The 16,867-nt window shown below is 63.7% G+C and carries 17 protein-coding genes; 8 read left to right on the top strand and 9 right to left on the bottom strand.

Annotated features, from left to right (window positions below):
• Window positions 1–9 precede the first annotated feature (9 nt).
• Window positions 10–810, bottom strand: coding sequence for an SDR family NAD(P)-dependent oxidoreductase (locus tag R3D65_RS00085; RefSeq protein WP_371273193.1), 801 nt, complete (start codon window positions 808–810; stop codon window positions 10–12).
• Between the two features lie 93 nt (window positions 811–903).
• A complete protein-coding gene (locus R3D65_RS00080) occupies window positions 904–1,515 on the bottom strand; it encodes a ChrR family anti-sigma-E factor (RefSeq protein ID WP_371274323.1) in 612 nt (203 codons plus the stop codon).
• A 263-nt stretch (window positions 1,516–1,778) separates the two neighbouring features.
• On the opposite strand from R3D65_RS00080, the gene R3D65_RS00075 reads away from it, so the two are divergent.
• From R3D65_RS00075 to R3D65_RS00055, 5 genes are read left to right on the top strand one after another with little or no spacing between them, the layout of a single operon-like run.
• The gene (locus tag R3D65_RS00075; protein WP_371273192.1) at window positions 1,779–2,816 is read left to right on the top strand and encodes a cysteine synthase A; all 1,038 of its coding nucleotides are present in this window, start codon (window positions 1,779–1,781) and stop codon (window positions 2,814–2,816) included.
• A complete protein-coding gene (locus tag R3D65_RS00070) occupies window positions 2,813–3,550 on the top strand; it encodes an alanyl-tRNA editing protein (RefSeq protein WP_371273191.1) in 738 nt (245 codons plus the stop codon). The genes R3D65_RS00075 and R3D65_RS00070 overlap by 4 nt, the downstream gene beginning before the upstream one ends.
• A gap of 6 nt (window positions 3,551–3,556) precedes the next feature.
• A complete protein-coding gene (locus R3D65_RS00065; RefSeq protein ID WP_371274322.1) occupies window positions 3,557–4,030 on the top strand; it encodes a GFA family protein in 474 nt (157 codons plus the stop codon).
• A gap of 6 nt (window positions 4,031–4,036) precedes the next feature.
• Window positions 4,037–4,888 (top strand): 3-mercaptopyruvate sulfurtransferase, encoded by an 852-nt coding sequence (sseA, locus tag R3D65_RS00060; RefSeq protein WP_371273190.1) that lies wholly within the window; start codon window positions 4,037–4,039, stop codon window positions 4,886–4,888.
• On the top strand, window positions 4,846–5,409 hold the full coding sequence (locus R3D65_RS00055; protein ID WP_371273189.1) for a GNAT family N-acetyltransferase: 564 nt from the start codon (window positions 4,846–4,848) through the stop codon (window positions 5,407–5,409). Before sseA ends, R3D65_RS00055 begins: the two co-directional genes overlap by 43 nt.
• A 124-nt stretch (window positions 5,410–5,533) precedes the next feature.
• On the opposite strand, the gene ald is transcribed toward R3D65_RS00055, so the two are convergent.
• Complete coding sequence (gene ald, locus R3D65_RS00050) at window positions 5,534–6,652, bottom strand: alanine dehydrogenase (RefSeq protein WP_371273188.1); 1,119 nt, start codon at window positions 6,650–6,652, stop codon at window positions 5,534–5,536.
• Window positions 6,653–6,796: 144 nt separating this feature from the next.
• On the opposite strand from ald, the gene R3D65_RS00045 reads away from it, so the two are divergent.
• Window positions 6,797–7,270 (top strand): Lrp/AsnC family transcriptional regulator, encoded by a 474-nt coding sequence (locus R3D65_RS00045; RefSeq protein ID WP_371273187.1) that lies wholly within the window; start codon window positions 6,797–6,799, stop codon window positions 7,268–7,270.
• A gap of 18 nt (window positions 7,271–7,288) precedes the next feature.
• On the opposite strand, the gene R3D65_RS00040 is transcribed toward R3D65_RS00045, so the two are convergent.
• From R3D65_RS00040 to R3D65_RS00025, 4 genes are read right to left on the bottom strand one after another with little or no spacing between them, the layout of a single operon-like run.
• Window positions 7,289–8,542: a class I SAM-dependent methyltransferase gene (locus R3D65_RS00040; protein ID WP_371273186.1), complete on the bottom strand. Its 1,254-nt coding sequence runs from the start codon at window positions 8,540–8,542 to the stop codon at window positions 7,289–7,291.
• Window positions 8,543–8,599: 57 nt separating this feature from the next.
• Complete coding sequence (locus R3D65_RS00035; RefSeq protein ID WP_371274321.1) at window positions 8,600–9,442, bottom strand: DUF1365 domain-containing protein; 843 nt, start codon at window positions 9,440–9,442, stop codon at window positions 8,600–8,602.
• A 17-nt stretch (window positions 9,443–9,459) separates the two neighbouring features.
• Entirely contained in the window at window positions 9,460–10,797 is a 1,338-nt protein-coding gene (locus tag R3D65_RS00030) for an NAD(P)/FAD-dependent oxidoreductase (RefSeq protein WP_371273185.1), read from the bottom strand.
• Complete coding sequence (locus R3D65_RS00025; RefSeq protein WP_371273184.1) at window positions 10,794–12,260, bottom strand: deoxyribodipyrimidine photo-lyase; 1,467 nt, start codon at window positions 12,258–12,260, stop codon at window positions 10,794–10,796. Before R3D65_RS00025 ends, R3D65_RS00030 begins: the two co-directional genes overlap by 4 nt.
• A 254-nt stretch (window positions 12,261–12,514) precedes the next feature.
• On the opposite strand from R3D65_RS00025, the gene R3D65_RS00020 reads away from it, so the two are divergent.
• Both R3D65_RS00020 and R3D65_RS00015 read left to right on the top strand, forming a co-directional pair.
• A complete protein-coding gene (locus R3D65_RS00020; protein ID WP_371273183.1) occupies window positions 12,515–13,426 on the top strand; it encodes a 3-keto-5-aminohexanoate cleavage protein in 912 nt (303 codons plus the stop codon).
• The gene (locus R3D65_RS00015) at window positions 13,423–14,796 is read left to right on the top strand and encodes a 3-hydroxyacyl-CoA dehydrogenase NAD-binding domain-containing protein (RefSeq protein WP_371273182.1); all 1,374 of its coding nucleotides are present in this window, start codon (window positions 13,423–13,425) and stop codon (window positions 14,794–14,796) included. Before R3D65_RS00020 ends, R3D65_RS00015 begins: the two co-directional genes overlap by 4 nt.
• A gap of 66 nt (window positions 14,797–14,862) precedes the next feature.
• Here the strand turns inward: R3D65_RS00015 and R3D65_RS00010 are convergent, their stop codons facing one another.
• Both R3D65_RS00010 and R3D65_RS00005 read right to left on the bottom strand, forming a co-directional pair.
• Window positions 14,863–16,440: an ABC transporter substrate-binding protein gene (locus R3D65_RS00010; protein WP_371273181.1), complete on the bottom strand. Its 1,578-nt coding sequence runs from the start codon at window positions 16,438–16,440 to the stop codon at window positions 14,863–14,865.
• Between the two features lie 64 nt (window positions 16,441–16,504).
• The coding region (locus R3D65_RS00005) for a hypothetical protein (protein ID WP_371273180.1) at window positions 16,505–16,867 on the bottom strand (363 nt) is incomplete at its 5' end.

The raw sequence follows: 16,867 nt of genomic DNA, 5'->3' as shown, positions 1-16,867 counted from the left end.
CGGAAAGGATCAGTCGCGAAGCGGGCGACGGTTCCATCCCATGGCACGGCTCATGACGGGGAAGTACAGGCTCCACGGCAACAGGTTCACCAGCTTGAGAAGGAAGGCGAAACGGCGCGGAAACGCCGTTTCGAACCCGCCACGCCCAAGTCCGTCGACGATCCGCGCGGCCGCATCGCCGGTTTTCATCAGGAAAGGCATGGGAAACTTGTTCTGTTCCGTCAGCGGCGTATCCACGAAACCCGGGTTGAACACCTGCAAGCGGATGTTCATCTTGTCGAAGTCGAACTTCAGCGATTGCGCCAGGTAGTTCACGGCCGCCTTGGAGCCGCCATAGGCTGATGCCAGCGGCAGACCGCCATAGGCCGAAACCGATCCGACGATGCCGATATGGCCGCGCCCGCGGCTGCGCATGGCCTGTGCCACGGGCACAAGCCCGTTCAGCACACCGAAGAGGTTGATGTCATAGGTCTTGCGGAATTTCTCGAGGTCGGGGCTCTCGCCATGCACCGGCCAGTAGTTTCCCGCCACGAACAGGGCCAGCGAGATCGGGCCGTGCTCCTCTTCCAGCGAACGGACGAGGCGAACCATTGCGGTCTCTTCGGTGGCGTCGCCCGGTGCAGGAATGATCTCTCCCTTGAACCCCGTTGCCGAGCGCGCCATGTCGTCGAGCTTTTCGGCGCTGCGGGCCGTCACCGCAACCCGCCAGCCGTCCTTGGCGAGCCTCAGCGCCACTTCGCGCCCGATTCCGCTTGAAGCCCCGGTGATCCAGGCGACGCCGTGTTCCGGGCGTGCGCGATAAAGACTCATGGCTGACTCCGGCGCGTTGTTCCTGACCTGTCATACGAAAAAAAGAACCCGCCGGTTCCCCGGCGGGTCAAGGTTGCGGTTGGCTGTGTATCCTCAGGCCAGCAGGATGTCGGATAACCGCTGCCCGATGGAGCCTGTCAGGCGCAGCGGGCCGTCGGTCACCGCCATGCCGATACATGGCTTGGTCTTCTCCGCGATGGGCCGGTGATCCACCGTCTCATCGTTCACGGAGATGTCGCCACGGGCATAGCGTCCCGTGTCGTCATTGAAGGCGCCGTCGAGCACGAGGGAAAGCTCCATCCCCTCGTGGGTGTGCTTCGGAATGGCGCGGCCGGGCTTGATCCAGAACAGCTCCACATGGCAGCCGTCGATCTCGCCCAGTTCGTAGTCGCGAAAACCGGGCATCTTCATTTTCCAGGGGATCTCGTCCTCGTCCATCCCGATGAACGCCGCGATCGCACGCGGAAGAAGCGAGCCGGGGCGGGGCCTGGATGGAAGGCGTATCTGTGGGGCCGGCGACGAGAAGATCTTTTCAAGGCAGGCATCGGCCGCATGCAGGGGCGCTGGCTGTATATGCTCCAGCGCATCGCCTGCAAGCGTTTCAAGGCCGGTGACGATACCACGATTGGCCGGCGACAGTTCCAGATGGGCATCGACAAGCACGCGCGCGGGCTCCGGCAAGAGCCCGGACACGTAACGCGCCATGAGCGCGTCAATGCGTTCTTGTGTATCCGTGTTGTTCAAATCTCGTTTCCCCTGGCCGCAACCGCGCCATTGTCTGCGTTGAACCATTTGTCCCGGTTTACGGCAGGCGAGACAATCCGGATCACAGGCAAAACAAGCTGGCTTTTTTGCCCGAACGAGACAAAAACTGCACAAAAGCGCGACGGTAGCGCAAAAAGGCCGCTTGCAAGCCCGGGCATGGGTCCATACCCTTTCGGGCAACGAGAGAGTCATACGGGAAAAACATGATCGCGTCAGTACTTGAGTGTATCGGAAACACGCCGCTCATCCGCCTGCGCAAGGCATCGGAAGCAACCGGTTGCGAAATTTACGGCAAGGCCGAGTTCATGAATCCGGGCCAGTCGGTCAAGGACCGCGCCGGACTGTTCATCATTCGCGATGCGGAAAAGCGCGGCTTGCTGGAACCCGGCGGCCTGATCGTCGAAGGCACGGCTGGCAATACCGGCATCGGCCTGACGGTGGTCGCCAAGGCGCTGGGATACCGTACGGTCATCGTGATTCCGGAAACCCAGAGCCAGGAGAAAAAGGACGCGCTCCGGGTTCTTGGCGCTGAACTGATCGAGGTTCCCGCTGTTCCCTACCGCAATCCCAACAACTACGTGAAGGTGTCCGGACGGCTGGCGGAAAAGCTGGCCGCCACCAGCCCGCATGGCGCGATCTGGGCCAACCAGTTCGACAACATCGCCAATCGCGATGGCCATGTCGCCACCACCGCGGAGGAAATATGGTCGCAGACCGGCGGCAAGGTGGACGGTTTCGTCGCCGCCGTCGGAACCGGCGGAACGCTTGCGGGTGTCGCCGCCGGCCTGAAGGCGCACCGGCCGGACGTGAAGGTGGCGCTGGCCGATCCGCTGGGTGCCGCCTTGTACAGCCACTATACGACCGGCGAGATGAAATCGGAGGGATCCTCCATCACCGAAGGCATCGGCCAGGGGCGCATCACCGGCAACCTTGAGGGGTTCACCCCGGATTTCGCCTATCAGATCCCCGATTCCGAGGCGCTGCCGATCATCTTCGATCTCGTGCAGGAAGAAGGGCTTTGCCTCGGCGGCTCATCGGGCATCAACATTGCCGGCGCCATGCGGCTGGCCCGCGAGCTCGGCCCGGGCCACACCATCGTCACCATCCTGTGCGACTACGGCACGCGCTATCAGTCGAAACTGTTCAATCCGGATTTCCTGCGCTCCAGGGACCTGCCGTACCCGGCGTGGATGGAAGCGGCAAGCGATATCGCGGTTCCCTTCGAGGATGCCGGCGAATGAGCGCGACCGATTGCCTGTTCCGGGCCGACGCCTATCTTTCCACGGCAGAGGCCAGGGTCGCCGCCGTCAACGAACGCGGCGGCATCATCCTCGACAAGACTGTCTTCTACGCCACATCGGGCGGCCAGCCGGGCGATACGGGGCGCCTTGAACGGGCCGACGGGTCGATGATCGAGATCGCCGCCACGGTGACGGGCGAGACGAAGGAAGAGATCATCCACGTGCCGGCCAACGGCCAGCCGGTGCCGGATCCGGGTGAGGCGCTGGTTCTCCACATCGACTGGGATCGCCGGTACAAGCTGATGCGCATGCATACGGCCTGCCACCTGCTCACCGTGGTCTGTCCCTATCCGATCACCGGCGCTTCTGTGGGCGAGGAGGAAAGCCGCGTCGATTTCGACATTCCCGACGCCGCCCTGACCAAGGAAGAGGTCAGCGCGAGGCTGATGGAACTCGTCAACGGCAAGCATCCTGTCTTCACAAGGTTGATCTCGGAAGACGACCTGGCTGCCAATCCCGGCCTGGTGAAGTCGAAGAACGTGCGCCCGCCGTCCGGCTCGGGCACCATCCGCCTCGTCTGTATCGGCGAAGACGCCACGGTGGACAGCCAGCCCTGCGGCGGTACGCATGTGTCGACCACAGAGGAGGTTGGCGCCATCCATATCGGCAAGATCGAAAAGAAGGGGCGTGAAAACCGCCGGTTCCGGATCCGGTTCGGCGATGCGCCGGGGTAGGGTATGATGAGGCTGGAAGGCTCCTGTCACTGCGGTCGCGTGCGCTTTAGCTGTGAAAGCCATACGCCGGTGCCCTACCAGCGCTGCTATTGCTCGATCTGCCGCAAGACGCAGGGCGGCGGCGGATATGCCATCAATCTCAAGGGCGATGCAGCGACGCTTTCGGTCGAGGGCGGCGAAGCAATAACCGTCTACCATGCCAGGATCGATGGCGAGGAAAGCCCGGCGGAACGGCATTTCTGCAGCGGGTGCGGGTCAGCGCTGTGGCTGCACGATCCGCGCTGGCCGGACCTGGTTCATCCGTTCGCCTCGGCCATCGACACGCCCTTGCCGAAAGCGTCGGAAACGACGCATATCATGCTGGCCTTCAAGCCCGCATGGGTGGATGAGCCGGGATCCAATCCGACGCGCTGCCACGACGGCTATCCCGACGAATCGATTGAAGAATGGCATGCGCGGACCGCAAACAGGACGGATTGACCCAAGATGAGCAATGACGCAGCCCCCGTGATCGTGACCGCAGACTGGCTTCAGCAAAGGTTGGGCCAGCCAGGCCTCTCCATCATCGACGGCTCCTGGTACCTGCCGGCGCAGAACCGCGATCCCAAGGCCGAATATGCCGAGGCGCACATACCCGGCGCCGTCTTTTTCGACCAGGATCTGGTTGTCGAGCCGGGGGTTGATTTGCCCCACGCGCTGCCCTCGCCGCTGGAATTCGAGCGACATGCCAGTTCCATGGGCATCACCGTCCATGACACGATCGTGGTCTATGATGGCCCCGGTTTCTTCTCCGCGCCGCGCGTGTGGTGGCTGTTCCGCACGTTTGGCGCCCGCGACGTGCATGTCCTGGAGGGAGGGCTGGATGGCTGGAAGCGCGAGGGACGGCCGGTGACCGCGGAGCAGACCCATTGTGCAGGCGCCTTCTTCAAGCCGCAATTCGACCCGGCGGCAGTGGTCTTCTTCGACGAGATGCGTGAAATCGTGGATACGGGCAGCGCGCAGGTCGTCGACGCACGGCCGGCCGGCCGCTTCGCCGGCACCGATCCGGAGCCAAGGGCCGGCATTCGCTCCGGCCACATGCCTGGCGCCATCAACGTGCCCACGCTCGATCTTTCCCGCGACGGCAAGTTGCTCGCACCCGATGCGCTGAAGGCACGGTTCGAGGCGGCAGGCGTCGACCTGTCCCGTCCCGTCGTCACGTCCTGCGGCTCGGGCGTCACCGCCGCGGTGCTGATCCTGGCGCTGGAACAGGCCGGCCACGACGATCACCGGCTTTACGACGGATCCTGGACCGAATGGGGCGGACGCAGCGATACGCCGGTGGAAACGGGAAGCTGACCACCGTGCCGATGCTGGAAACACGGGTCACGCATCTGGAAATGCGGCGGCGGCCACCACGCGTTGCCATGCCAACCGGCCCGCGTCTGGCGCTGATGCGCGCGCCCGGCATTCCGCCCGCCTTCTATCGCTGGCTCTATGAACAGGTCGGGCGGCCACATCACTGGCAGATGCGCCGCGGGCTGGACGATGCCGCGCTCGGCGCAGCGATCCATGACAAGGCCGTGGAGATCACCGTGCTCTATTGCGATGGCGCGCCGGCGGGGTTCTTCGAAATCGGGCGCGCGCACATGCCGGCGGCCGCGGAGATCGTCTATTTCGGTCTCCTGCCGGATTTCCAGGGCAGGGGACTTGCCCGCTACTTCCTGTCGGAGGCGGTCCATGCCGCATTCGCTCACGAGCCTGAAAAGATCACGCTGCAGACCAATACGCTGGACAGCCCGCACGCGCTGCTCCTTTACCAGAAAGCCGGGTTTCAACCCGTCGGATGGTCGGTGGAACGTATCGAGGCCTGGGAGTGACAGGCCGAAAGAAAAGGCCCGCCGGGATTGAATCGGCGGGCCTTTGTTTGTCCGGCCCGAAGCCGGGGCCTGCAACGCAGACCGGTTCCACCGGTCGAGGTGAAGGGCCGGACGGGAGGAACCGTCAGGCCACCTTGAGCGCCAGTTCAGGCGCTGCCATTTCAAGGCCCAGTGCTTCGGCCACCGGGGCGTTGGTCACGCGCCCGCGATGCACGTTCAGTCCGTTGCGAAGGTGCGGATTGTCCGCCAGCGCCTTCAGACCCTTGTCGGCAAGCTGCAAACCATAATGCAGCGTGGCATTGTTGAGGGCATGGGCCGAGGTGACCGGCACCGCGCCGGGCATGTTGGCCACGCAATAGTGAATGATGCCGTCGACCTCGTAGGTCGGTTCCGCATGGGTGGTGGCCTTCGAGGTCTCGAAGCAACCGCCCTGGTCGATCGCCACATCCACCAGCACCGCGCCCTTCTTCATGCCTGAAAGCATTTCACGGCTGACAAGCTTGGGCGCAGCCGCGCCGGGAATGAGAACCGCACCCACCACGCAGTCGGCGGAGAAGCACTCTTCCTCAAGAGCCTCGACGGTGGAATAGCGCGTATGGACGCGGCCGTTGAAGATGTCGTCGAGCTGGCGCAGGCGGGGAATCGACCGGTCGATGATGGTCACGTCCGCGCCCAGGCCGACCGCCATCTTGGCCGCATTGAGGCCGACAACGCCGCCGCCGATCACCGCGACCTTGCCCGGCAGCACGCCCGGCACGCCGCCCAGCAGCACGCCGCGGCCGCCATGGGCCTTCTGCAAGGCCGTGGCACCGGCCTGGATGGCAAGACGCCCTGCCACTTCCGACATCGGCGCCAGCAGCGGCAGGCCGCCGCGGTCGTCCGTTACCGTTTCATAGGCCACGGCGGTGACACCGCTTTCCAGAAGCCCCCTGGTCTGCTCCGGATCGGGCGCAAGGTGAAGATAGGTATAGAGGATCTGGCCTTCGCGAAGCTGCACCCATTCCGACGGCTGCGGTTCCTTGACCTTGACGATCATGTCGGCCTTCTCGAACACTTCGGAAGCCGTCTTGGCAATTGCCGCGCCAGCGCTGCGATAGGCATTGTCGTCAGCCCCGATACCTGCGCCCGCGCCGCTTTCGACGATGACCTCGTGGCCATGGGCAATATATTCGCGGACCGAGCCGGGCGTCAGCCCGACACGATATTCATGGTTCTTGATTTCCTTGGGACAACCGATGCGCATGGCGCTCTCCTCAACGGCGAATTCACATGCGGCTTATTGTCCCTGAACAGACGCCGAATGGGTTTGCATTGTTCCGGGTGAGAGCTTGAAAAATTGGTGGATTCTTGTTCTAAACACGCGAAACAACGCAAATGGTTTGCGCAAATGAATTTAGACAAGATTGATATTGCCATCCTGTCCACGCTCCAGGCGGAAGGGCGCATCAGCAATGCCTCGCTGGCCGACAAGGTCGGCCTGTCTCAATCCGCCTGCTCGCGCCGGCTGGATGCGCTTGAGAAGACCGGCGCGATCCGTGGCTATCACGCCCGCCTGCACAACAAGGTGCTGGGTTTCGGGCTGACCGCCATCGTTCACATCTCGCTGTCCGGCCAGTTCGAGAAGACGCTCAACGATTTCGAGGCCGCCATCAAGAGAGTGCCGAACGTGATGGCCTGCTTTCTTGTCGCCGGCGAGTATGACTACATCCTGCGCATCGCGGCCAGGGATTTGCAGGATTACGAACGCATCCACCGCGACTGGCTGACGGCGCTGCCCCATGTCACGAAGATCAACTCGACGTTTGCCCTGCGCGAAGTGGTGGACAGGGCAGGGCGCGGAATCGATCCGCAATTGCTTTGAGCGCGCCGCCCGGCAATGTCACGACCGGTAGACCACCTGGCGTACATCGATATATTCGCTGCGGAAACCGGCCTCGCAATAGTGCAGATAGAATTCCCATAACCGGCGGAAGCGGGTGTCGAATCCCAGCGGCGCGACACGTTCCCAGGCGCCGTGGAAACGCTCGCGCCACTCCGCGAGCGTGCGGGCGTAATCCTGCGGAAACAGACGCTCGTTGATATAGGAAAGGCCGGCATTCCGGCCCTGGCGTACCAGTTCCGAAGGCGAGGGAAGCATGCCGCCGGGAAAGACGTAGCGCTGTATGAAGTCCGGCCGCTTGCGGTAGAGAGGAAACGCCTCGTCATTGATCGTGATGATCTGCATGCCTGCGGTGCCGCCCGGTTTCAGCGTTTCCTTCACCTTGGAAAAGAAGACCGGCCAGTATTCCTCGCCCACCGCCTCGAACATCTCGATCGAGGCGATTCTGTCATAGCGGCCGGTCTCGTCGCGGTAATCCTGGAAACGGATCTCGACCTGCTCGCCAAGGCCGGCTTCCTGGATGCGCCGGGCCGCGAAATCATGCTGTTCCCGGCTGATGGTAAGCGCCGTCACGCGGGCACCGGCCTTTCCGGCATACTCGGCAAAACCGCCCCAGCCGCAGCCGATCTCCAGCACATGGTCGCCGGGCCGGATGCCGGTATCGTCGATCAGCGCCTGGTACTTTGCGCGCTGTGCCGACGCCAGGTCGTTTGCCCCCGTGGCATAGAGCGCCGAGGAATAGGTCATCGTCTCGTCGAGCCATTCCCGGTAGAAGGCGTTGCCGAGATCGTAGTGAGCGGAAATGTTGCGCCGCGATCCGGTGCGTGAATTCCGGTTGAACCAGTGGCGCAGGCGCTGCAACGCGGTCAGCAGCGGCGAGCCTCCGGCAAGTTTCTCGCCCTCCTCGGTGTTGACGATGAACAATTCGAGGAATGTGGTGACGTCCGGGCTCTCCCAGTCTCCGGCCATGTAGGTTTCAGCCACGCCGATCGTGCCGCCGGTGATGGCGCGCATGGGCAGGTTCCAGTTGTGCAGGATGACCTGGGCGTCGGGGCCGGGGCCGTTGCCGCCAACCCGGACAGCGCGTCCGTCCGGCATGCGGATGGCAAGCGACCCGCAGGGCAGGCTGGTCAGTGTCTTGAGGATTGCCTTTATGCGCGCCGGCACACCGCGAGCCGCCGCCGCCACATCTGCCGGCCCGGTCAGGCGCAACGCGCCGTCGAAACTGCCATCGGCTGTTTGCTCATGCCCCATCTGTCGCTCCCGATGTTGGAAAGCCGCATCCGGACAATGCAGCTTTAGAATATCCTGTCATTCGCCCGGTTCAAGGGCCCGGCCGCCCTGCCAGCTTGCCATGGCCCCGGGCGGCTGCGGACTGGTATGAAACCGGGCACCCTTCAGCCAGAGTTTCAGCGCTTCCCAGTGGATACCCGCGATCACCTTCGCCGTCATGAACGGCTGGCGCAAAAGCAGGCCGGAAAGCGTGGCGGTGGTCACGGGCAACGCGCATCCATTGAACGTTGCGGCAAGCACCGGGGTTCCCTGCTCCGTCTCGTGGATGCGCAGGCGCGCCTCCCGTCCCGGCGGCAGAACGCGGAAATGATAGCGCGCATCCATGGATATGAACGGCGAGACGTGAAACAGCTTGTCCCGGCTCTGGCGCAATCCCGCAGGCGAAAGCTCCCCCTCCGAGACGGGCGCTACATAGGTGTGACGCTCGCCGAACGTGTTGCTGACGGCATAGAGAACGGCAATCAGGCGGCCATCGGCGCCATGGCAGAACCAGGTTGATATCGGGTTGAAGACATAGCCGAACATGCGCGGATAGGTCATCAGCAGGATGCGCGCCGCGGGTTCCGCGACGCCGGCGCGCGCCAGCAGCGAATCGGCCTGCTCGCGCAGGGTTGCGAATCCCTCCGCCAGATGATCGCTTGCCCGGAAGGACAGCGGCGCGGCGCGGTCGACACCGAAGAGCGGCGACAGGCGGCCAGCCTCTTCGAGCCGGTCGATATCGATGACCAGACTGGCCACCGAATAGGTGAAGCGGTGGCCGAAGGGCTTGAGCCGGTGATGCATGACCTGCCCGGTATAGAGCGTCGCCGCGGCGTCCGGCGGCGGCCCGTTCTCCAGAAGGTTTCTCACGCGCTGCCGCATTGCCTTCGACCGTTCGTTCATTCGGCTGCCACGAGGTCTTCATGCACCGGCAGCGCAGGCTCGCGCCACGGGATGACCGCGCCAAGCTGTTCGGCGGCTGCAAGGCCGGATTTCAGTCCATCCTCGTGAAACCCGAACCCCGTCCATGCGCCGGCAAACCAGGTGTTGCGCGCACCCTGGATCGACGGAAGCGCCCTTTGCGCGGCAAGGGCGGCAGCGTCGAACTGGGGATGGGCATAGCTGTATTCGCCAAAGACCGTTCCGGCACGCGGTTCACGCGGGGGATTGAGCGACACGAACAGCGGCTTTGATGCGTCGATGGCCTGCAACTTGTTCATCCAGTAGGTCACCGCCACCTCCGCGGTGCCGTCGTCGCGGCTGTCGCGCAGGTAGTTCCAGGCCGCCCAGGCCTGGCGGCGGCGCGGCATCAGGCTTTCATCGCGATGCAGGATGACGCGGTTTTCGCGGTAGCCGACGGCCGAAAGGATCGATGTTTCGGCCGGCGACGGATCGGCCAGCATGGCAAGGGCCTGATCGGAATGCGCGGCGATGATGACGGCATCATAGCGCGCTGCCCCCCTGGCGGTGGCGACCCGCACGCCATCGCCCTCGCGATGAACGGCCGTGACAGGCTCGCGAAGACGCACACGCTCGCCCAGCGGCGCCAGCAGTTTGTCGAGATAGGTCCGCGCCCCGCCCTTGACGGTGCGCCAGACCGGCCGCTCGAAATCGATCAGGCGGTGATTCTCGAAAAAGGTGACAAAGGTTTCCGCCGGGAAATCCATCATGCGGATTCGCGGGGTGGACCATATCGCGGCCGCCATCGGTATGAGGTAATCGTCGATGAAGCGTTGAGAAAAATCACGCAGTTTCAGATAATTGCCGATGCTGATGCCAGCCAGCAAGCCGTCCGCCTTGTCCGCGCGGCACTGCCGGTTGAAGCGAAGGATCTCGCGAAGCATCCACAGGAAGGGCATCGATACGACGTTGCGGCGCTGCGCGAATACCTGCGCAAGCGAGGACCCGCACCATTCAAGGCGGCCATTGTCGAGCGACAGCGCGAAACCCATGTCGCTCTCCACCGTCTCGACATCGAGATGGCGGAACAGCGCGGTCAGGTTCGGATAATTCAGTTCGTTGTAGACGATGAAGCCCGTATCCACGCTGATCGGCGTGCCGTCATAGTCGATATCCACGGTCGCGGTATGGCCGCCGGCACGGCTGCCGGCCTCGTAGAGGCTGACATCGGCAATGGCCGAAAGCGCCCATGCGGCCGAAGCGCCGGAAATGCCCGAACCGATGACGGCGATGCGCTGTCCCCGCGGCAACGTGAAGTCGGGTTTGTGAATGGTCATGCTTCTCCCCGCATGGTTTTGTAGGCTTCAAGGGCGCTGTCCCGGGCCTGCTGGTGATCGACCAGCGGTTCGGGATAGGTCTTGCCGAGCGTGACGCCGGCACTGTCGAGTATGGAATGGCGGGCTTCCCACGGCTTGTGGATCTTTTCGGCCGGCAGGTTCTTCAGTTCCGGAACGAAGCGGCGGACATAGTCGCCCCTCGTGTCGAACTTCTCGCCCTGGAGGATCGGATTGAAGATGCGGAAATAGGGGGCGGCATCGGCTCCCGAGCCTGCCACCCATTGCCAGCTTGCCGCGTTGTTGGCCGGGTCTGCGTCCACCAGCGTGTCCCAGAACCATTCTTCGCCATGGCGCCAATGCACGCGCAGGTGCTTGATGAGAAACGACGCGGCAGCCATGCGCACCCGGTTGTGCATCCAGCCTGTCTGCCACAATTGGCGCATGCCGGCGTCGATGATCGGGTATCCGGTCTCGCCCTTCTGCCATTTCTCCAGCCGGTCGCCGATCGGTCCCCACGGGAAGGAATCGAAATCACTGTTGAAGTTTCGGGTCGCAAGGTCGGGATTGTGAAAGAGGAGGTGGTAGCTGAACTCGCGCCACCCCACTTCCTTGCGGAAATGCTCGATATCCTTCGGACGCGCGTCGATGGATGTCCGGTTCTCGATGGCCTGAAAAATCTGCCAGGGCGAGATTTCACCATGGGCGAGATAGGGCGAGAGGCGCGATGTGCTCTCAATGTCCGGGCGGTCGCGTTCGTCGCGATAGCCCTTGATCGCGCCGTCGAGGAACGCATCCAGCAGGCGGTGGGCATTGTCTTCGCCCGGCTTCCATGTCTCGCGCAGGCCGCCGGCCCAATCCGGGCTTGTGGGCAGAAGCCGCCATTCATCCAGCGCTTCGCTTGTCACCTTTCCGTCGAACCGGCGCAAGGCGCGCGGGGCTACCGCCGGCGCCTGGAGCTCGAAACCGGCGCTGAAGGCACGCCAGAAAGGGGAGTAGACCTTGTAATAGCCGCCTGAACCCGTCTTCACCTGCCAAGGTTCATGCAGAAGCGCGCCGGCAAAGCTCTCGGCATGCAGGCCGCACTCCTTCATGGCGGACTTGATCTCTGCGTCGGCCTCCATGCCTGCCGGGTCGTAGCGCCTGTTCCAGAGAACCATGTCGGCGCCCGTTTCCTCCACAAGCGATTCCACGATGTCACGCTGGATGCCGGAGCGAAACGACAGGCGCACGCCGGTCTCTTCCAGCGCGGCCGCCAGTTTTTCGAGCGAATGATGCAGCCACCACAGCCACGCTGCGCCCGGAGCGCGAAAACGCGGCCCGCCCGTCTCGCGGATATAGACCGGCACCACGGGTTTGCCGCTGGCCGCGGCCGCATCCAGGGCGCCATTCCCGGACATCCGCAGATCGTGACGGAACAGAAGAAGGACGGGTCTTGCAGGGTCGGTTTCGTGCTTGAAGGCCATGAATGCAGTCGATTGAAGTGGCGGGCGCCCGCACCCGGATGAACGTGGGCTGTCAAGGTTTCGTTACGAGACGCGGCGCTCTCCGGTTTCGTCTACCGGGAAAAAATTCAGCCGTTTTGTGCATTTGCCGGACCGCCCGGATGGGCTGGCCGCAACAATGACGCCACCGGAAGGCCAGGCGGACATTGACACGAGGGGTGCAGGACGTTTCACCCTGCAAGGGAAGGTCAGGACCGAATGGGAGGATTGCGGGCATGCCGCTTGCCATGAACAGGGACGTTTTCATCACATGTGCCGTCACGGGCTCGGGCGCCACACAGGACCGCTCACCGCATGTGCCGCGTTCGCCGGAACAGATCGCCGCCAGCGCCATCGATGCGGCCAAGGCCGGTGCGGCGATCGTGCATTGCCATGTGCGCGATCCGGAAAGCGGCGCGCCGTCACGCCGTGGCGATCTCTACCGCGAGGTGACCGAACGCATACGTGCGGCGGATGTCGACGTCGTGCTGAACCTGACCGCCGGCATGGGCGGCGACATCGTTTTCGGCTCCACCGAAGCGCCGTTTCCGGTCAACGAAGCGGGAACCGACATGATCGGCGCTGGCGCGCGCGTGGCGCATGTGGCCGACTGCCTGCCGGAAATCTGCACGCTGGATTGCGGCACGATGAATTTCGCCGAAGCCGACTATGTGATGACCAACACGCCGGGCATGTTGCGCGCCATGGGTGCCATGATGACGGAACTGGGCGTGAAGCCGGAAATCGAGGCTTTCGACACGGGCCATCTCTGGTTCGCCAGGCAACTGGTCGCGGAAGGAACGCTGGCGTCGCCCGCCCTGGTGCAACTGTGCATGGGCGTGCCCTGGGGGGCGCCGAACGATCTCAACACGTTCATGGCCATGGTCAATGCGGTGCCGGACGACTGGGCATGGTCGGCCTTCAGCCTGGGCCGCGACCAGATGGCCTATGTGGCGGCGGCGGTTCTGGCGGGTGGCAATGTGCGCGTCGGGCTGGAGGACAATCTGTGGCTGGAGAAGGGCGTGCTCGCCACCAATGCGCAATTGGTGGAGCGGGCGGTGACCATCGTGGAGAACATGGGGGCGAGGATCATGGGGCCGCAGGCCGTGCGTGAAAGACTGGGTCTTGTGAAGAGGGCACCGCGATGACCGGAAAGGCGGCGATTGTCGGCGGCGGGGTTATCGGCGGCGGATGGGCCGCGCGCTTCCTGCTCAATGGCTGGGATGTGGCGGTTTTCGATCCCGATCCGCAGGCCGAACGCAAGATCGGCGCGGTCATGGCCCATGCGCGCGCCAGCCTGCCCGCGCTCTACGACAGCGCGCTGCCGCGGGAGGGACGTCTGTCTTTCCATTCAGCCCTTGCCGCCGCCGTGGAAGGCGCCGATTGGGTTCAGGAAAGCGTGCCGGAACGGCTTGATCTCAAGCACCGGATCCTGGCCGAGATCAAGGCCCATTGCCCGCCAGGCGCCATAACCGGGTCATCGACCTCCGGCTTCAAGCCATCCGAACTCAATGCGCGTGGCGCGCGCGCCATTGTCGCCCATCCGTTCAACCCGGTCTATCTTCTGCCGCTTGTGGAACTGGTGGGCGAGGCTGGGCAGACCGGACGCGCCGCGGAGGTGTTGCGCAGCATCGGCATGTTTCCGCTCGTCATCAACAGGGAAATCGACGCGCATATCGCCGATCGCCTGCTGGAGGCGGTCTGGCGCGAAAGCCTGTGGCTGGTGAAGGATGGCATTGCCACGACAGGCGAGATCGACGAGGCCATCCGAATGGGATTCGGCCTGCGCTGGGCACAGATGGGCCTGTTCGAGACCTATCGTATTGCCGGTGGCGAAGCGGGCATGAAACACTTCATGGCGCAATTCGGCCCGGCGCTTTCCTGGCCATGGACACGGCTGACGGATGTCCCGGAGTTCAACGATGCACTTGTGGACCTGATCGCGGAGCAATCCGACGCCCAGTCAGGCCACATGGAAATCCGGGATCTGGAGCGCCTGCGCGACGACAATCTGGTCGCCATTCTCCGGGCCCTGAAGCGGACCGGCAGCGGGGCAGGCGGTGTCATCCGGCAGCATGAGGCCGGCCTGGCAGAAACTGCTCGTGGCGGCGCAACGCCAATGCTGGAGCGCCAGGTGCCCGCCTCATGGACCGGTGAAGACGGCGTAATGCGCGAGATTCATTTCATGGAAGCCGGTATGGCCGCGTCGCGGGCTTATATCGACCGGCTCGCAAAAGCGGCGGGATGCGCCAGGGACGAGGTGCGTTTCGTCGTCAGCGAATGCCGTATCCGCCTGCTGGGCACGGCGCATGCCGCCGACCGCCTGCGCATGGAGACACGGCTTGTGGAATCCGCTCCGGACAGCGTGTGCCTGGAAATCGAGATCACGCGCGGCGATGGCGCGGCCCTGGCAGCAGTGGAAACGATCCTTTGCCATGTGGATGGCGAGGGAGCCGCGTCGCCCTGGCCGTTCGCTCTGGGAGCGGCGGCGGACCTGGCGTCGTCCGTCGGGCCATGACGCCAGGAGGGCAGGGAAGGGCACCGCGCGAAACCGCGCGGCGCCACGCTCCGGCAGCAGGGCCGGTCAGGCGAAGGACCAGCGCTCCATCCAGCGTTCGCCATCCATGTCCCAGACGGACGAGAACTCGTCGCCTGTCACCACTTCCGGCCCCGTGGCAAAGACCCAGTTGGCGAACATCGGGATGATGGCGCCGCCATCCTCGTTGAGGATGACCTGCATTTCGTAATACATCGCCCGGCGCTTGTCCTCGTCCAGTTCGGCCCGCGCCTTCACCAGAAGCTCGTTGAAGCGTTCATTGTCCCAGAAGGTGTCGTTCCAGGCCACGCCCGAGGCATAGGCGGTGGACAACATGGCATCTTCCACGGCGCGGCCGCTCCAGTAGACCGCACTGAACGGATGCTTCATCCAGACATCCGCCCAATAGCCGTCATTGGGCATCCGGTTGACCTTGAGGTTGATCCCGGCGGCCTTTGCGGAGTTCTGGTACAGGACCGCGGCATCCACGGCGCCGGCAAAGGCGGCGTCGGCTGCCGAAAGCGTGACGTCGAGACTGTCGAGGCCGGCCTGCTTGAGATGGAATTTCGCCTTGTCGGGATCGTAGGACGTCTGCTCCATCTCGTCGTTGAAATAGCGCTGGCCGCGCCCGATGGGATGGTCGTTGCCGACCGAGCCGTAGCCGAACAGGATCTTCTCGACCAGTTCCTCGCGATTGACGGCATATTTCATCGCGCGGCGCACGTGGACATCCTTGAACGGATCCTTGTTGGTCGACATGGCGAACGTGTAGTGCTGGTTGCCGGCCACGGAATGAATGGTCAGCTTGGGATTGCGCTCCAGAAGGCTGATGGTCTTCAGGTCCAGCTTGTCGGCGGCATGGACATCGCCGGAAATCAGCGCCGTCGTGCGTGCATTCACGTCCACGATGGACAGCAGCTCGATATTGTCGAAGAAGCCGCGATCCTGGTTCCAGTCGTCCCGGTTGCGCTCGAACCGGGCCGAGACGCCCGCATCGAAGTTCATCAGCTTGTAGGGACCGCAGCCGACGCCGGACTTCCAGTCCACGCCGCGATCATCGCCCGGCGGCAGGATGGCAAGGTGATAATCCGTGAAGACGGCGGGGAAGTCGGCGCTGCCGGCATCCAGCGTGAAGACCACGATATCGCCTTCCGCCTTCACGTCCGTGATCGCGCTGAGCAGCGGCTTGGCGGCGGAGGTCGACTTCTCGCCACGGTGATAGTTGATCGACGTGACCACGTCATCGGGTGTCACGGTCTTGCCATTGTGGAACGTGACGCCCTTGCGAATGGTAAAGCGCCAGACCCTGGCGTCAGGCGTGGCCTCCCAGCTTTCGGCGATCTGCGGCTCGATGGAGCCATCGCGGGCGAAGCCGGTCAGGAAACCGTTGATGCCATAGGAGAGCGCGGTCATGAAACCGTTTTCGAAGGTCGCCGGATCCAGCTTGTCGGTGGTCTGGCCATGGCCCTTGGCCACCCGCAGCGTGCCACCCCTGTTGGGCGCGGCCCGCGAAATGCCCGGCAGCAGGGCGGCTCCACCCATTGCCAGGCCGGCGGCGGCGGCCGTTGAACCGAGGAAGCGGCGGCGGTTCGGATAAAGCAGGCCCGATTGTCGTTGCGTCTTCATTGTCTCTCCTTCGCTTTTCCAGATGAAACCCTTGCCGGCGGACGCCTTGGCGGAAAGACGAAGGTTAGACCATTGTTTTGCCGATTGCGAATCCATGCGGCGAATCATCGAGCAAAATCACCGGCCTGAATGGACGCGCAGCGCCTTTCGACCGTTGGTTTCCGGTTCGTCCGCAAGCGGTTCCGTTTTGATGTGGCGATAAATCAGCCGGCAAATCATCGCCTTGCAAGCGTGCTTCCGGCAGCGTCCCGAAGGCGCCGCCGGGTGGGACGGATGAACCGGCAAGCACGGCGATCCGCAAATGCCGAAAGGGCGCTTCCGTTCGGTTATCGGAAGGACGATTGCTTTTGTCGCCGGAATGGGTTTCCCTGCGACTATCGTTGCACGGCACTCGTGCAACCGTTCCCGCATGACCAGAAGACGGGAA

This window comes from Zhengella sp., from assembly GCF_041397485.1.
In the GTDB taxonomy this organism is placed as follows: Bacteria; Pseudomonadota; Alphaproteobacteria; order Rhizobiales; family Rhizobiaceae; genus Zhengella.
This window is presented reverse-complemented; position numbering and strand designations above follow the sequence as displayed.

Bases quoted from the DNA above. Each gene is read 5' to 3' on its own strand.
- R3D65_RS00015 (WP_371273182.1), top strand. From the start codon at position 13,423: ATGACCGGAAAGGCGGCGATTGTCGGCGGCGGGGTTATCGGCGGCGGA.
- R3D65_RS00025 (WP_371273184.1), bottom strand. From the start codon at position 12,260: ATGGCCTTCAAGCACGAAACCGACCCTGCAAGACCCGTCCTTCTTCTG.
- R3D65_RS00065 (WP_371274322.1), top strand. From the start codon at position 3,557: ATGAGGCTGGAAGGCTCCTGTCACTGCGGTCGCGTGCGCTTTAGCTGT.
- R3D65_RS00085 (WP_371273193.1), bottom strand. From the start codon at position 810: ATGAGTCTTTATCGCGCACGCCCGGAACACGGCGTCGCCTGGATCACC.
- R3D65_RS00020 (WP_371273183.1), top strand. From the start codon at position 12,515: ATGCCGCTTGCCATGAACAGGGACGTTTTCATCACATGTGCCGTCACG.
- sseA (WP_371273190.1), top strand. From the start codon at position 4,037: ATGAGCAATGACGCAGCCCCCGTGATCGTGACCGCAGACTGGCTTCAG.
- R3D65_RS00070 (WP_371273191.1), top strand. From the start codon at position 2,813: ATGAGCGCGACCGATTGCCTGTTCCGGGCCGACGCCTATCTTTCCACG.
- R3D65_RS00055 (WP_371273189.1), top strand. From the start codon at position 4,846: ATGGGGCGGACGCAGCGATACGCCGGTGGAAACGGGAAGCTGACCACC.
- R3D65_RS00030 (WP_371273185.1), bottom strand. From the start codon at position 10,797: ATGACCATTCACAAACCCGACTTCACGTTGCCGCGGGGACAGCGCATC.
- R3D65_RS00035 (WP_371274321.1), bottom strand. From the start codon at position 9,442: ATGCGGCAGCGCGTGAGAAACCTTCTGGAGAACGGGCCGCCGCCGGAC.
- R3D65_RS00045 (WP_371273187.1), top strand. From the start codon at position 6,797: ATGAATTTAGACAAGATTGATATTGCCATCCTGTCCACGCTCCAGGCG.
- ald (WP_371273188.1), bottom strand. From the start codon at position 6,652: ATGCGCATCGGTTGTCCCAAGGAAATCAAGAACCATGAATATCGTGTC.
- R3D65_RS00080 (WP_371274323.1), bottom strand. From the start codon at position 1,515: ATGGCGCGTTACGTGTCCGGGCTCTTGCCGGAGCCCGCGCGCGTGCTT.
- R3D65_RS00075 (WP_371273192.1), top strand. From the start codon at position 1,779: ATGATCGCGTCAGTACTTGAGTGTATCGGAAACACGCCGCTCATCCGC.
- R3D65_RS00040 (WP_371273186.1), bottom strand. From the start codon at position 8,542: ATGGGGCATGAGCAAACAGCCGATGGCAGTTTCGACGGCGCGTTGCGC.
- R3D65_RS00010 (WP_371273181.1), bottom strand. From the start codon at position 16,440: ATGAAGACGCAACGACAATCGGGCCTGCTTTATCCGAACCGCCGCCGC.